13 protein-coding genes and 1 tRNA gene are annotated in these 13,949 nt (G+C 64.3%); 6 read left to right on the top strand and 8 right to left on the bottom strand.

The window, feature by feature from the left end:
• Positions 1-12: 12 nt before the first annotated feature.
• The 5 genes from NMQ14_RS02475 to NMQ14_RS02455 all read left to right on the top strand — a co-directional run bounded on the left by NMQ14_RS02475 (position 13) and on the right by NMQ14_RS02455 (position 3,857).
• Positions 13-651 (top strand): deoxynucleoside kinase, encoded by a 639-nt coding sequence (locus NMQ14_RS02475; protein WP_257079510.1) that lies wholly within the window; start codon positions 13-15, stop codon positions 649-651.
• Positions 648-1,484: a 3-methyl-2-oxobutanoate hydroxymethyltransferase gene (gene panB / locus NMQ14_RS02470; RefSeq protein ID WP_257093159.1), complete on the top strand. Its 837-nt coding sequence runs from the start codon at positions 648-650 to the stop codon at positions 1,482-1,484. The genes NMQ14_RS02475 and panB overlap by 4 nt, the downstream gene beginning before the upstream one ends.
• A gap of 66 nt (positions 1,485-1,550) precedes the next feature.
• The gene (gene panC, locus NMQ14_RS02465; RefSeq protein WP_257093158.1) at positions 1,551-2,390 is read left to right on the top strand and encodes a pantoate--beta-alanine ligase; all 840 of its coding nucleotides are present in this window, start codon (positions 1,551-1,553) and stop codon (positions 2,388-2,390) included.
• A 103-nt stretch (positions 2,391-2,493) separates the two neighbouring features.
• A complete protein-coding gene (gene panD, locus NMQ14_RS02460; RefSeq protein ID WP_257079507.1) occupies positions 2,494-2,877 on the top strand; it encodes an aspartate 1-decarboxylase in 384 nt (127 codons plus the stop codon).
• A gap of 101 nt (positions 2,878-2,978) precedes the next feature.
• Positions 2,979-3,857 carry a LysR family transcriptional regulator gene (locus tag NMQ14_RS02455; protein ID WP_257093156.1) on the top strand — a complete coding sequence of 293 codons (879 nt, stop codon included), beginning with the start codon at positions 2,979-2,981 and terminating at the stop codon, positions 3,855-3,857.
• Between the two features lie 80 nt (positions 3,858-3,937).
• Here the strand turns inward: NMQ14_RS02455 and pepN are convergent, their stop codons facing one another.
• On the bottom strand, positions 3,938-6,586 hold the full coding sequence (pepN, locus tag NMQ14_RS02450; protein ID WP_257093154.1) for an aminopeptidase N: 2,649 nt from the start codon (positions 6,584-6,586) through the stop codon (positions 3,938-3,940).
• 258 nt (positions 6,587-6,844) lie between these two features.
• Between pepN and NMQ14_RS02445 the strand changes: the two genes are divergently transcribed.
• Positions 6,845-7,429 carry a hypothetical protein gene (locus tag NMQ14_RS02445; protein WP_257093152.1) on the top strand — a complete coding sequence of 195 codons (585 nt, stop codon included), beginning with the start codon at positions 6,845-6,847 and terminating at the stop codon, positions 7,427-7,429.
• 207 nt (positions 7,430-7,636) lie between these two features.
• Here the strand turns inward: NMQ14_RS02445 and NMQ14_RS02440 are convergent.
• From NMQ14_RS02440 to NMQ14_RS02410, 7 genes are all read right to left on the bottom strand, one after another.
• Positions 7,637-7,712, bottom strand: a tRNA-Thr gene (locus tag NMQ14_RS02440).
• A gap of 90 nt (positions 7,713-7,802) precedes the next feature.
• Positions 7,803-8,228 (bottom strand): Fur family transcriptional regulator, encoded by a 426-nt coding sequence (locus tag NMQ14_RS02435; protein WP_069038081.1) that lies wholly within the window; start codon positions 8,226-8,228, stop codon positions 7,803-7,805.
• Between the two features lie 49 nt (positions 8,229-8,277).
• Positions 8,278-9,204, bottom strand: coding sequence for a 4-hydroxy-3-methylbut-2-enyl diphosphate reductase (ispH, locus tag NMQ14_RS02430; RefSeq protein WP_257093150.1), 927 nt, complete (start codon positions 9,202-9,204; stop codon positions 8,278-8,280).
• A gap of 10 nt (positions 9,205-9,214) precedes the next feature.
• Positions 9,215-9,655, bottom strand: coding sequence for a peptidylprolyl isomerase (locus NMQ14_RS02425; protein ID WP_257079502.1), 441 nt, complete (start codon positions 9,653-9,655; stop codon positions 9,215-9,217).
• Positions 9,652-10,146: a signal peptidase II gene (lspA, locus tag NMQ14_RS02420; RefSeq protein ID WP_257093148.1), complete on the bottom strand. Its 495-nt coding sequence runs from the start codon at positions 10,144-10,146 to the stop codon at positions 9,652-9,654. The genes NMQ14_RS02425 and lspA overlap by 4 nt, the downstream gene beginning before the upstream one ends.
• A 5-nt stretch (positions 10,147-10,151) precedes the next feature.
• Positions 10,152-12,989, bottom strand: a complete 2,838-nt coding sequence (ileS, locus tag NMQ14_RS02415; RefSeq protein WP_257093146.1) for an isoleucine--tRNA ligase — start codon at positions 12,987-12,989, stop codon at positions 10,152-10,154.
• A 9-nt stretch (positions 12,990-12,998) separates the two neighbouring features.
• Positions 12,999-13,931 carry a bifunctional riboflavin kinase/FAD synthetase gene (locus tag NMQ14_RS02410; RefSeq protein WP_257093143.1) on the bottom strand — a complete coding sequence of 311 codons (933 nt, stop codon included), beginning with the start codon at positions 13,929-13,931 and terminating at the stop codon, positions 12,999-13,001.
• Positions 13,932-13,949 lie beyond the last annotated feature (18 nt).

The following is a 13,949-nucleotide window of genomic DNA, read 5'->3' as shown; positions in this document are numbered from 1 at the left end:
AATACCGCACCGATGCTGGACAAAGCACGCTACATCGTCGTCGAAGGGCCCATCGGCGTCGGCAAGACCTCGCTCGCCCGGCGCCTCGCCGAACACCTGCAGGCGCCGACGCTGTTCGAAAAGCCGGAAGAAAATCCCTTCCTCGGCCGCTTCTACCAGAACATGGAGCGCTACGCGCTGCAGACCCAGCTGTTCTTTCTTTTCCAGCGCATGGAGCAGCTGCGGGAGGTCGCGCAGGATGACCTGTTCTCCGGCCGCCTGGTAGCCGACTTCCTGATCGACAAGGACCCGCTGTTCGCGTCGATGAACCTGACCGATGACGAATACGCTTTGTACCGGCAGATATTCACTGCGTTGAAGCTGCAGGCGCCGGCGCCGGATCTGGTGATCTACCTGCAGGCCGACGCCGATACACTGGCCGACCGGGTACGCCGGCGCGGCATCGATGCCGAGCGGCGCATCAGCGAAAGCTATCTGGCACGCGTGGTGGAGCGTTACGCGCGCTTCTTCTACCAGTACGATGCGAGTCCGCTGTTCATCGTCAATGCGGAAGAGCTCAACCCGGTCGACAGCGACGACGATTTTGCGCTGCTGGTCGAGCGGCTGACCCAGATGCGCTCCTTCCGCGAATTTTTCGGATACGCCACATGACCTATGTCCGCGATACCGACCCGGCCCGCCGCCCGGTCACGCTGAATACGCTTACCCGCATGCGCACAGCCGGCGAACCGATCGCCATGCTCACCTGCTACGACTCGACCTTCGCGGCGGTGTGCGACGCCGTCGGTGCAGACGTGCTGCTGGTCGGCGACTCGCTCGGCAATGTGCTGCAGGGCCACGACACGACGCTGCCAGTCACCATCGACGAGATGGCCTACCACACGGGCTGCGTGGCACGCGGGTTGCGCAACGTCGAGGGGCGCGCCTTCCTGATCGGCGACATGCCGTTCGGCAGCTATCAGGAAAGCCGCGAACAGGCGATGCGCAACGCAGTGAAGCTGCTGACCGCCGGCGCCCAGATGGTGAAGCTGGAAGGCGGCGCGCACATGGTCGACACCGTGCGCTTCCTGGTCGAGCGCGGCGTACCGGTGTGCGCACACCTGGGTCTGACGCCGCAATCGGTGCACCAGCTCGGCGGCTATCGCGCGCAGGGTGTGACGACCGAATCGGCCGAGCGACTGAAGGCCGACGCCGCATTGCTCGACGACGCCGGCGCCTCGATGCTGGTGATGGAAATGGTGCCGGCCCGGCTGGCGACGGAAGTGACTGCGGCGCGTCGCTTCATCACGATCGGCATCGGCGCCGGGCTCGACTGCCACGGCCAGGTGCTCGTGCTGCATGACGTGCTCGGCCTGTTCCCCGGCCGGCGTCCGCGCTTCGTGCGCAATTTCATGCCGGGCGCCGACGACGTGCAGGACGCGCTCGGCCGCTACATCGCCGCGGTCAAGGAGCGCAGCTTCCCCGGCCCCGAGCACGCCTACTGAGACGCCTCGGCGCGTCTTTTCCGCTCTTTCAGCCGCTCTTTTCGCCGCCGCCTCCCCGCATCCGCCATGCAGATACATCCGACGATCGACGGCCTGCGCGCCGCGCTTGACCCGCTGCGCGCACAGGGCGCGCGCATCGCCCTTGTGCCCACGATGGGCAATCTGCACGAAGGTCACGCCTCGCTGATGCGACAGGCCGGCACGCTGGCTGATGTCGTCGTCGCCAGCGTGTTCGTCAATCGCCTGCAGTTTGCCCCGCACGAGGATTTCGATCGCTACCCGCGTACCCTGGATGCCGACTGTGCCCGCATGCAGGCAGCAGGCGTGTCGCACGTGTTCGCGCCATCCGAAGGCGAGCTGTATCCGCAGCCGCAGACCCTGCGCGTCGTGCCCGACCCGGTGCTGGCCGATCTGCTCGAAGGCGCGTTCCGGCCGGGCTTCTTCACCGGCGTCGCCACCGTCGTCGCCAAGCTGTTCAACATCGTGCAGCCGCAGGTGGCGGTATTCGGCAAGAAGGACTACCAGCAGCTGATGGTGATCCGCCAACTGGTGCGCCAGATGGCGTTGCCGATCGACATTGTCGGCGGCGAAACACTGCGCGCCGACGACGGTCTCGCGTTGTCGTCGCGCAACGGCTACCTGTCCGCGGCCGAGCGCGCGCAATCGGTGCAGCTTTACCAGGCGCTGTCGGCGGCGCGTGATGCACTGCGGACCGGAGACCGGGAATTCGCGCGGATCGAACGTGAGGCCACGGCGTTTCTTGAAGCCCGTGGCTGGTCTCCACAATATGTTGCAGTGCGACGACAAGCCGACCTACAATCGCCATCCGCTCACGAATCCAGTCTGGTGATTGTGGCCGCCGCCCTGCTCGGGACGACGCGCCTCATCGACAATCTGGAAGTGTAGGTCGCCACGACGCGCTCAAGGCCGGTGGTGTTCCAGCAGCGCTCTGTTGTGCGTGCTGCGGCACGTGCAGTGGTCGAAACAGCGCGATATCGAAGGAGCGCCCATGCAACGCACCATGCTTCAGTCCAAGCTGCACCGTGTCACAACCACCCATTCCGAACTGCATTACGAAGGTTCGTGTGCGATCGACCAGAACCTGCTGGACGCGGCGGACATCCGCGAATATCAGGCGATCGACATCTACAACGTGACCAACGGCGAGCGCTTTTCAACCTATGCGATCAGCGCGGAACGCGGTAGCGGCATCATTTCGGTCAATGGTGCGGCGGCGCGCAAGGCGGCCGCCGGCGACCTGCTGATCATTGCCTGTTTCGCGCAATACACCGAAGTCGAGCTGGCCCGCTTCGAACCGAAGCTGGTGTACGTCGATGGCAAGAACCGCATCGTGAACCAGCGTGGTCACATTCCGGTGCAGATGGCCGGCTGAACCGCTGCCTCTCTGCAGCAACCCGCCGAGGCCCGCGTCATGCGGGCCTTTCCGCATGCAGCGTGTGAAACAATGCGAGCCTGTCCATCGACTTTTCCGCAATGAACCTGCACCTTCTGCGCATCTTCCACGCTGTCGGCGAGCACACCAGCTTTTCGCGCGCAGCCGAACACCTTGGTGTCAGCCAGCCGGCGGTATCCAAGGCGCTACGCGAGCTGGAAGACCAGCTCGACGTGGTGCTGATCGAACGCGGCGCGCGCGCCGTGTCGCTGACCGAAGCGGGTCAGGTGCTGTTCGAGTACGCGGTGGGCATCTTCGCAATGGAGCGCGATGCGCTGGAAGCACTCCAGGCTTATTCGGATCTGGAGCGCGGCCGCCTGCGCATCGGCGCCAGCATGACCGTGGCGGCCTACTGGTTGCCCGGTTATGTGGCCGACTTCGCCCAGGCGCATCCGGGGGTGTCGCTGAGCCTGACCAGCGCCAATACGCAGACCATTGCCGAAAGCCTGCTCGCCTGCGAGGTGGATATCGCGCTGGTGGAAGGTCCGGTCGAGGACGAACGCATCGAATCACGCCCCTGGCGCGAGGAAGCGCTGCTGATCGTCGCGCCGCCCGACGGCCCGCTGGCGAAAACCGGCGAAGTCACGGTCGAGGCGCTGTCGCAGGCCACATGGGTGGTGCGCGAACCCGGCTCGGGTACGCGCGAAGTCGTGAATCGCTGGCTGGACAAGCTGGGTATCCGCCCCGCCCGACTGATCGAAGCCGGCAGCACGGAAGCCGTCATCCAGACCGTGGCCGCCGGCGGCGGCGTTTCAATGGTGCCGCGTGTCAGTTCGGCCGACCAGATTGCGCTCGGCAAGGTCGCCACCTTGACGCTGCCCGGCGTGCAGTTGAGCCGCCAGCTCTATCGCCTGCGCCTGCCACGCCGTCCGCTCAGCCCGGCTGCGCTGGCCTTCGAGGCGATGATTGCAACGGACTGAGGCAGATGCAAGTTTCAAGATTCAAGATGCAAGGAAAGACGGGCGCCGCGTTCCTTGCGTCTTGCATCTTGAATCTGCCCTCAAGCCAGGGCCCGGCTGACGACCTCGGCAACATCCGGCGACAGCCCGGGTTGTGCAGCGATGCTTTCAAGCGCGGTGCGGGCGTGTGCCTGACGGCCGTCGTCGAAGCGGCGCCAGCGGTCGAAGGCGCGTGCCACGCGTGAGGCCACCTGCGGATTCACCGGATCGAGCTCGCGGATGACGCCAGCCGCATAGGTGTAACCCGAGCCATCCGCCGCGTGGAAGTGCAGCGGGTTGGCGGCGCAGAAGGTGCGCACCAGCGCATACACCTTGTTCGGATTCTTGAGATCGAAGGCTTCGTGCGCCATCAATTCGCGCACGCGCGCTGTCGTGCCGACCGCCGGCGAGGTCGCCTGCACCGTCAACCACTTGTCCACCACCAGGGCTTCGTGCTTCCAGCGCGCGTAGAACTCGGCGAGCGCGACCTCGCGCAATGGCGTTTCGCTGTGCGCCAGCAGGGTCAACGCCGCCGACTGGTCGGTCATGTTGTCGGCGTCGCGGAACTGCATGAGGGCGCGCAGTTGCAGTGCCGGGTCGTCCAGTTCCATCAGATAGCCCAGCGCCAGATTGCGCAACGCACGCCGGCCCATCGCCGCGGCGTCGGGTACATAGGGGTCGATCACGGCAAGGGAATCGAGCAGCGCCTCGAACTGCGGGCGCAAGGCCTGCGCCAGCGTGCGGCGGAACAGCCGGCGTACCCGGTGAGCGGCATCCGGATCGATCACCGTCATCTGGTCGCCGAGCCAGATTTCCGACGGCAGCGCCAGCGCCTCGGCGGCGAATGCCGGATCTTGCGCTGCCTTGCCAAGGGTCTCGGTGAAGGCGTCGACGAACACCGCTGGTACCTCCGCCACGCCGCCTGACTGCACGGTTGCCACGCCGGCGAGCATGAGCCTCGTGGCCAGCCGCTGGCCGGCTTCCCAGCGGTTGAACTCATCGCTGTCGTGCGCCATCAGCGTTGCCAGCGCGCTGTCCGGGCAGTCGAACAGCAAGGTCACCGGCGCCGAGAAATTGCGCAGCAGCGATGGCAGCGGCGCTTGAGTCAGGCGATGCGCCGAGAGGTCGAAGTCGAAGGTCTGCGCGGTTTCGGTCAGCGACAGCACCGTGGTCGGCAGGATTTCGCGACCATCCGGCGTCAGCAGGCCGACGGCGACCGGAATGTGCAGCGGGCCACGCTCGAGTGAAATACCTTCCTGCGCCAGACGCTTCTCGTACGCTGTGGGCGGGTTGTCCTGTGCCAGAGTGAGGCGATAGCGGCCGGATGCAACATCGAAGTCGGCGTCGGCCTTCAGCGTCGGCGTGCCGGCCTGCTCGTACCAGCGACGGAATCGGGACAGATCGACGCCGCTCGCGTCCTGCATGGCCGATACGAAGGCATCGCAGGTGACCGCCTGCCCGTCATGGCGCTCGAAATACAGCCTCATGCCGCGCTGGAAACCGTTTTCGCCGAGCAGCGTGTGGATCATGCGCACCACCTCGGCCCCCTTCTCGTAGACCGTGGCGGTGTAGAAGTTGTTGATCTCCTCGTAGCTGGCCGGACGCACCGGGTGGGCCATCGGGCCGGCATCCTCCGGAAACTGCGCTGCGCGCAGTCCGCGGACCTCCTGAATGCGCTGCACGGCACGCGAATACATGTCCGAGCCGTACTCCTGGTCGCGGAACACGGTCAGGCCTTCCTTCAGCGACAGCTGGAACCAGTCGCGGCAGGTGACGCGGTTGCCGGTCCAGTTGTGGAAGTACTCGTGCGCGACCACGCGGTCGATGTTCATGTAGTCGAGATCGGTGGCGATGTCGGGGCGCGCCAGCACGTACTTCGTGTTGAAGATGTTCAAGCCCTTGTTTTCCATCGCGCCCATGTTGAAGTCGCCGACGGCGACGATCATGTAGCGGTCGAGATCCAGTTCGAGGCCGAAACGCTCCTCGTCCCAGCGCATTGACTTCTTCAGCGCATGCATCGCGAAATCGCACTGGTCGAGCTTGCCCGGTTCGACATAGATCGCCAGATCGACCTCGCGCCCGGAGGCAGTCGTGTAGCGGTCGTCCAGCCGGTCGAGTTTCGCAGCGACCATCGCGAACAGGTAGCACGGCTTGGGAAACGGATCGACCCAGCGCGCCCAGTGACGGCCTCCGGCCTCGTCGCCGCTGGCTTCCAGATTGCCGTTCGCCAGCAGATCGGGGAAACGTTCGCGGCTGGCATGCAGGGTGACCGTGTAGCGCGACATCACGTCGGGCCGATCCGGGAAATACGTGATGCGGCGAAAGCCTTCGGCCTCGCACTGAGTGAAATAACCGTCCTTCGAGCGGAACAGGCCGGACAGCGTCGTGTTGACGTCGGGCCGGATGCGCACCTGCGTGGTCAGCCGGCAACTGTCCGGCAGTCCGGTCAGCACGAGCCGGCCGTCCTTCAGCAGACTGACCGGGTCGTCCAGCGTGACGTCGTCGACGCGGACTTCGATCAAATCGAGCGCCTCGCCCTCGAGTTCCAGATCGGTCCGGGGTGCATTTTCGTTGCGCCGCACAAGCATGAAAGCACCAACCGTCGTGTCGCCGTTGTCGGCGATTGACACATCAAGGTCGATGGTATCAACCCACCAGGCGGGCGCACTGTAGTCACGCAGATGAATGGCGCGCGAAAAAGAGTTCTTCATTTGTTAACTTCCGTGTCGATAACAGCAGGGGCAGCCATTCGAACGCTGCCTTGAACAAGGGTTCGCAACGATCTCACATTGCGGCAAAGTCAGTCTGCATGCGGCTACGTCGAAGATCCTGCGTACGGACAAAGGGAGCAGATAGGGTATTTGGCGCTTTATCTGCAGGCCGGGTTAACCCTTAGTCCGGGTGACCTAAGTTCTGAAGAATGACACATCGCAGCATTACCATCGAACCAACAACTCAAAAGGTATGCCATGGGTGCAATTTTGAACGAAGCGGCGTCGGAATCGCGCCAACAGGGTAACGAGCCGGCCCCACGCTCCGCGCGGGAACATGCGGCATGGCCGAGATTTTCGGCCAATGCATCGCGCCACGCCGAAATCGGAGCCAACGGTCAGCCCGTGGCGGCAGCGGGTCTGCGCAACTGGACAGCCGGCGAGCTTGCTGCCCTGCTGTGCGAAGTGCTCAAGCGCGAACATGCAGCGCTGGCAGCCTGTCACGGGCAACGCGTCGAAGCCGACTGGATTCCGCTCGCACGCTCACTCGCCATCCGACTGGCCGAGACACCGGGCATGACGCTGGCGGCCAGCCCGCTGAAAACCCGCTTCCTGCTGCGCGAACAGATCGGCGCCTGGCTGGTGCACAACGCGCTTGATGTCGATGCCGCGCATTCCGTACTGATCGCGCTGCCCGACAACTGGAATTCCGGTCGCGTGCTGTCCTATCTGTTCCGCCATGAAATCGCGCCGATGCACTACGTGACGGCATCCGTACGCAGCAACAACCAGCCCATCTCCGGCGCCACCCCGATCCGCGAAGAGTTCAGCGTCAGCGCCTGACGCCGGAGTGGCATTCAGCGACTTCCCGGTCGCACCCCATGCACGTCAAAAAAGAGGTGGTCGTGGCCAAAAGCCGCGACCACCTCTTTTTTGGGTTCGATGGAAGCGGAGCACGCGATGCTGCGGGCCGACGCGTCTGACGCGCGCTCCCGCAACCCAAAACAAAAAGGCCAGTTCCGCGGAACTGGCCTGTCTGCTTGATTCTACTGGTGCCGCTGGCCGGAATCGAACTGGCGACCTTCGCATTACGAATGCGCTGCTCTACCAACTGAGCTACAGCGGCGAAAAAGAGCGCGCATGTTAGCCGTTGGCACGGCTCAAATCAATGAGAACCTGCACGCAACGCGGAAGAATGCACGGATCAATGGTGCGGTCACACCGCAGCAGCTGACGGACGCATGCGGACGACGATGTCCATCCCATCGGCGACCATGCCCGGCGGCAGCGACGGCATGCCATCGACGCGCAGCACGTGCTGCGGAATGTCGGTCAGGCAGCCGGTCACGACGTCATACAGGTGATGATGCGGCTCGGTGTTCGGATCGAAGAACACCTTGGTCGGGTCTACGATGACCTCGCGGATCAGTCCGGAATCACGCAGCAGCTTGAGTGTGTTGTAGACCGTGGCCTTGGAGGCCGACGGTGAAGTTTCATTCACCATGCCCAGAATCTGGTCAGCCGACAGATGCTCCATGCGTGAGAACAGTACGCAGGCGATATCCACACGGGGCTGCGTCAGATTGACGCCGTGCTTGCGCAGCAGATCTATGGTTTGTTCGCGGTTCAACGTGGTTTTCATGATTCCCAGTATATGTAAGCGGGCCCGTCCGCGCCAATCAACGGGGCTGTCACCCCTGCACCAGTTCCTTTGGAAGCGGGAAGTTGACGTTTTCCGGCGCGCCTTCAAGCATGCGTACCGCGCCGGCGCCGAGTTCGCGTAGCCGTGCCACCACTTCATCGACCAGCACTTCCGGTGCCGACGCCCCCGCGGTCACGCCAACGCGTTTGCGACCGGACAGCCAGGCCGGATCGATCTGCGTCGCGTTGTCGATCAGATAGGCCGGCACGCCGAACTGTTGCGCCACCTCGCGCAAGCGGTTCGAATTTGAGCTGTTCGGGGAGCCCACCACCAGCACCAGATCGCTGCGCGGCGCCATGAACTTCACTGCGTCCTGCCGGTTCTGCGTCGCGTAACAGATGTCGTCGCGCTTCGGACCGACGATACCGGGGAAGCGGACCCGCAACGCCTCGACGATGACTTCTGCGTCGTCCACTGACAATGTGGTCTGCGTGACGTAGGCGAGCTTGCCGGCGTCCCTGACGTTCAGCAAGGCAACGTCGGCAACGGTTTCGACCAGATACATGCCACCGTCTGTCTGCCCCATCGTTCCTTCGACTTCCGGATGTCCCTTGTGCCCGATCATGACGATTTCGCGGCCGGCATCGCGCATCTTGGCCACTTCGACGTGCACCTTGGTCACCAGCGGGCAAGTTGCGTCGAACACGCGCAGGCCGCGCGACGACGCGTCGTGGCGCACAGCCTGCGGAACACCGTGCGCGCTGAAGATCAGCGTGGCACCCTCGGGCACCAGTTCGAGGTCGTCGATGAAGATCGCACCCTTGGCGCGCAGGCTGTCGACGACGAACTTGTTGTGCACCACCTCGTGCCGCACATAGATCGGCGCACCGTACTGCTCAAGTGCCCGCTCGACGATGGCGATCGCCCGCTCGACGCCGGCACAGAAGCCACGCGGATTGGCCAGCAGTATTTCCATGTTTCCTCCGTCAGAGGATGCCGATGATCTGCACCTCGAAGCTTACGGCCCGTCCTGCCAGCGGATGATTGAAATCGATCAGCGCCGACTTGTCATCCACTTCCTTCACCAGGCCGGGAAACTTGTTGCCGTCTTCACCCAGGAATTCGACGATGGAATTCACCGCCAGTTCGACATCGTCAGGCAGGTCGACGCGGGCAAAGCGCTCGACCAGATCTTCCCGGTGGTCACCAAACACTTCGCCGGCTTCGAGCTCGAACACTTCATGATCACCGACAGCCAGGCCGACGAGACAGATTTCGAGCGCGGGCGCCAGCTCGCCCCGCCCCAGCTGCAGCGTCGCAGGCCGCGAATCGAAGGTGCTGACCCGAACCACGGCCCTTTCGGTTTCCGGCACGGCCATGCGGTAATGCAGGGTCACCAGGCTGTCCGGCTTGATCTTGTCATTCATGCTTGCTTCTCCGCACGGGCGGCACGCGACACCAGCCAGAACTGATCGATCAGCATCAGCACGACACCCGCAGTGATGGCCGAATCGGCCACGTTGAACGCCGGAAAGCCGTGGCTCCCGGCATGAAAATACAGAAAATCGACGACCGCTCCCAGCACCACGCGGTCGATCAGGTTGCCGATGGCGCCGCCGAGGATCAACGCGAGCCCGAGCGGCAGAACGATTTCGGCGACATGGCGGCGCATCAGGACGATGAGCCAGGTGGACACCGCCGACGTCAATATGATGAAGAACCAGCGCTGCCAGCCCGAATGGTCTGCCAGAAAGCTGAATGCGGCGCCCGGGTTGTAGACCAGCACCAGATCGAAGTAGGACGTCACCGACCAACTCTGGCCGTAGGACAACCATCCGGTGATCAGGTACTTGGTCAACTGGTCAGCCCCCACGACCAACAGGGCGACGGACAGCCAGCCGGCGAAGCGCGCAGTCATGGCGGTCAGGCGTGGCTGCGCGTTTCACCCTCGCCGTGCAGATTGCTGTCACAACGGCTGCACAGTTCGGGGTGCCCGGGGTTGCTGCCGACATCGACGCGATAGTGCCAGCAGCGCGCGCACTTGACCTGCGCGCTCGCCACCGCGCTGACGCCCTGCTCCGCGTCCGACTCGACCTTGATCAGCGCCGCTCCCGAGGTAATGAGCACAAAGCGCAGATCGTCGCCCAGTGCCGCGAGATCATCGTAGGTCGTACCGGCCGCGTGCACTTCGACTTCGGCCTGCAGCGACGAACCGATGCCGCCTTCGGCACGCAGCGTTTCGAGTACGCGCGCCGATTCGGCGCGCAACGTGCGGATGCGCCCCCAACTTTCCATCAGCGCGGCTTCGTCGGCCTGCATCGGCAGCGCATTCCAGGTGGAGAGCATGACGCTGTCGAGATTCGCGGCATACGGGCCGTTCTTGCCCGCTTCGGCCAGCACGGTCCAGATCTCTTCCGCGGTGAAAGGCATGATGGGCGCCATCAGGCGCACCAGGGTCTGCGTGATGTGCCACAGCGCGCCCTGGGCCGAGCGGCGGGCATGCGAGCCGGGCGCCGTCGTGTAGAGCCGGTCCTTCAGGATGTCGAGGTAGAAGCCGCCCAGATCTTCCGACGCGAAGTGCTGCAGCGCCTGCACGATCTTGTGGAACTCGAACGTGAGGTAGTCGTTGCCGACCCTCTCCTGCAGGTCGCGCGTCAGCGCAAGTGCGTAGCGATCGATGGTCAGCCATTTGGTCACCGGCAGCTTGTGCGCAACCGGATCGTAGTCGGCGATGTTGGCCAGCAGGAAACGGACGGTATTGCGCAACCGGCGATAGGTTTCCACCACGCGGTCGAGGATTTCCTTCGAGATCGACAACTCGCCCGAATAATCGGCCGATGCGAGCCACAGCCGCAGGATTTCCACGCCCAGCTTGTCGCCGACTTCCTGCGGCTCGATGCCGTTGCCGGCCGACTTGCTCATCTTGTGGCCGCTGGCATCGACCGTGAAGCCATGCGTCAGCAGCGCACGATACGGCGCGTGGCCATCCAGCGCACATCCGGTGAGCAGCGACGACTGGAACCAGCCGCGGTGCTGGTCGGAACCTTCGAGATAGAGGTCGGCGACCGGGCCGCCATCGCCGCGCCGGCCGTCCTGGTGCGAGCCACGGAGCACGTGCCAGTGCGTGGTGCCGGAATCGAACCACACGTCGAGCGTGTCGGTCAGCTTGTCGTAATGCACAGCATCGTCGCCCAGCAGTTCGGCCGGATCGAGGTTGAACCAGGCGTCCACCCCTTCACGCTCGACGCGCAGCGCGACCTGCTCCATCAGGTCCGGCGTGTCGGGATGCAGTTGGCCGGTTTCCTTGTGCAGGAAGAACGGAATCGGCACCCCCCAGTTGCGCTGGCGCGAAATGCACCAGTCCGGGCGCTTGGCGATCATCGCCGCCAGACGTTCCTTGCCCCAGTCGGGGTAGAAAGCGGTGGCTTCGACCGCCGCCGCCGCGCACTCACGCAGCGTGTAGGACTCCGGCTGGCGGATGTCCATGCCGACGAAGAACTGCGCCGTGGCGCGGTAGATGACGGGCGTCTTGTGGCGCCAGCAGTGCATGTAGCTGTGCGTGATCTGTTCATGCGACAGCAGCGCACCCGCCTTGGCGATCGTGTCGACGATGACCGGATTGGCTTTCCAGATGTGCATGCCACCGAACAGCGGCAGGGCATCGATGTAGACGCCGTTGGCCTGCACCGGGCCGAACACCTCGTCGGTCGCCAGACCGTGCGCCGTCCAGGTCTGGAAGTCTTCGACACCATAGGCCGGCGCGCAATGCACGATGCCGGTACCCGCGTCGAGCCCGACGTAGCTGGCAGTCAGCACCGGCACGTCGCGCACGTAGAACGGGTGCTGGAACAGCAGATCCGCCAGTGCAGTGCCCGGCGCGGTGGCGACCACCTCGCCTTCGAGCTTGAAGCGCGCCAGACAGCTGTCGACCAGGTCGCGGGCGACGATCACGTGGCCGTTCGGCGTCCGCACCATTGCGTAGGTGTGCTCGCCATTGACGTTCAGCGCCTGGTTGGCCGGAATCGTCCACGGTGTGGTGGTCCAGATCACGGCTTGCACCTTGCCCGCCGGCAGGGTATCGAGTCCGAAGGCATCCGCCAGCATCTGACGGCAGGCGTCAGCGATCTGGAACCCCACATCGACCGCCGGGCTGCCCTTGTCCTGGTATTCGACTTCGGCTTCGGCCAGCGCCGAGCCGCAGTCGAAACACCAGTTCACCGGCTTCAGGCCACGGTACACCCAGCCCTTCTTGACCATTTCCTTCAGCGCGCGGATTTCGCCCGCCTCGTTCTGGAAGTCCATCGTGCGGTAGGGCCGGTCCCAGTCGGCGAGCACGCCCAGCCGGATGAAGCCCTTCTTCTGCAGTTCGACCTGCTCGGCGGCGTAGGCGCGCGCGAGCTTGCGCACCTCGGCCGGCGGCAACGACTTGCCATGCTTCTTTTCGATCTGGTGTTCGATCGGCAGGCCATGGCAGTCCCAGCCGGGGATGTAGGACGCGTCAAAGCCGTGCAACGTCATCGAGCGGACGATGATGTCCTTCAGGATCTTGTTGACCGCATGGCCGAGGTGGATGTCGCCATTGGCGTACGGCGGGCCGTCGTGCAGCACGAACTGCGGCCGGCCGGCCGACTGCTTGCGGATGCGCTGATACAGCTTGCTGTCCTGCCACTGCTTCACCCAGCCAGGCTCGCGTTTCGGCAGGTCGCCGCGCATCGGAAACGGCGTGTCGGGGAGGTTAAGCGTCGAGCGGTAATCAGCCATGTTCAGCCTTCAGAGAGTATGTACAGCAAACCAGTGGCGGATATCGGCCACGTCCTTCGCGATTGCTTCGCGCAGTGCATCCAGTCCTTCATAGCGCATCTCGTCGCGCATCTTGTGCCGGAATCGCACCGACACGCGACGGTCGTACAGGTCGACCGTGCGGTCCAGCAGGTGGACCTCGCAGGTCGGCCGCAAACCGTCGGCGATGGTCGGCCGCACGCCCACGCTGGCCGCACCCTGCGCGCCCAGCAGACCGCCGCCGGTCACGGTGACCGCGAATATCCCGGAAAGCGGCAGCGAACGCTGCCTGATCTGCACGTTCGCGGTCGGAAAACCGAGTTGGCGGCCGATCTTCTGCCCGTGCTCGACGCGCCCACTGATTTCGTAAGGGCGTCCGAGCAGTGCTTCGGCACGCGCCAGATCACCTTGTTCCAGCGCCACGCGCACGGCGGAACTGGACGCCCGCTCGCCATCGACCGCTATCGTGGCCATAGTTGCAAGTGAAAAACCGTGCTGCTCGCCGGCCGAACGCAAACGCTCGAAGTCACCTTCCCGACCCCGCCCGAAACGGAAATCGTCGCCGATGATCAGGTGACGCACGCCAAGACCGCGCACCAGCAGGTCGTCGATGAAAGCCTGCGCGCTCAGTGCCGCAAACCGCGCATTGAAGCGACACACGTACAGCCTGTCCACTCCCGCTTCGGCAAACAGCTCGAGCTTCTCGCGCAGACTGGTCAGCCGGGTTGGCCGTCGCTCGTGCGTGAAGAACTCGCGCGGATGCGGCTCGAAGGTCATCACCGCTGCCGGCAGGCGATCTTCGCGCGCACGCGTGACGAGTTGTGCGAGCAGGGCCTGATGGCCCCGATGCACGCCGTCGAAGTTACCGATGGTCAGGACGACCGGCGCATCGGCCGCAGAAGGGATTGCGCGAAAGACCTGCACGGATTGAAAAGCGCCCGA

It is taken from the genome of Methyloversatilis sp. XJ19-13 (genome assembly GCF_024580155.1).
Taxonomy (GTDB): Bacteria; Pseudomonadota; Gammaproteobacteria; order Burkholderiales; family Rhodocyclaceae; genus Methyloversatilis.
The sequence above is the reverse complement of the archived record's forward strand: the minus strand, read 5'-3'. Positions and strand labels throughout refer to the sequence as shown.

Excerpts from the sequence above, each read along its gene's own strand:
- NMQ14_RS02475 (WP_257079510.1), top strand. The coding sequence starts at position 13 with ATGCTGGACAAAGCACGCTACATCGTCGTCGAAGGGCCCATCGGCGTC.
- panB (WP_257093159.1), top strand. The coding sequence starts at position 648 with ATGACCTATGTCCGCGATACCGACCCGGCCCGCCGCCCGGTCACGCTG.
- panC (WP_257093158.1), top strand. The coding sequence starts at position 1,551 with ATGCAGATACATCCGACGATCGACGGCCTGCGCGCCGCGCTTGACCCG.
- panD (WP_257079507.1), top strand. The coding sequence starts at position 2,494 with ATGCAACGCACCATGCTTCAGTCCAAGCTGCACCGTGTCACAACCACC.
- NMQ14_RS02455 (WP_257093156.1), top strand. The coding sequence starts at position 2,979 with ATGAACCTGCACCTTCTGCGCATCTTCCACGCTGTCGGCGAGCACACC.
- pepN (WP_257093154.1), bottom strand. The coding sequence starts at position 6,586 with ATGAAGAACTCTTTTTCGCGCGCCATTCATCTGCGTGACTACAGTGCG.
- NMQ14_RS02445 (WP_257093152.1), top strand. The coding sequence starts at position 6,845 with ATGGGTGCAATTTTGAACGAAGCGGCGTCGGAATCGCGCCAACAGGGT.
- NMQ14_RS02435 (WP_069038081.1), bottom strand. The coding sequence starts at position 8,228 with ATGAAAACCACGTTGAACCGCGAACAAACCATAGATCTGCTGCGCAAG.
- ispH (WP_257093150.1), bottom strand. The coding sequence starts at position 9,204 with ATGGAAATACTGCTGGCCAATCCGCGTGGCTTCTGTGCCGGCGTCGAG.
- NMQ14_RS02425 (WP_257079502.1), bottom strand. The coding sequence starts at position 9,655 with ATGAATGACAAGATCAAGCCGGACAGCCTGGTGACCCTGCATTACCGC.
- lspA (WP_257093148.1), bottom strand. The coding sequence starts at position 10,146 with ATGACTGCGCGCTTCGCCGGCTGGCTGTCCGTCGCCCTGTTGGTCGTG.
- ileS (WP_257093146.1), bottom strand. The coding sequence starts at position 12,989 with ATGGCTGATTACCGCTCGACGCTTAACCTCCCCGACACGCCGTTTCCG.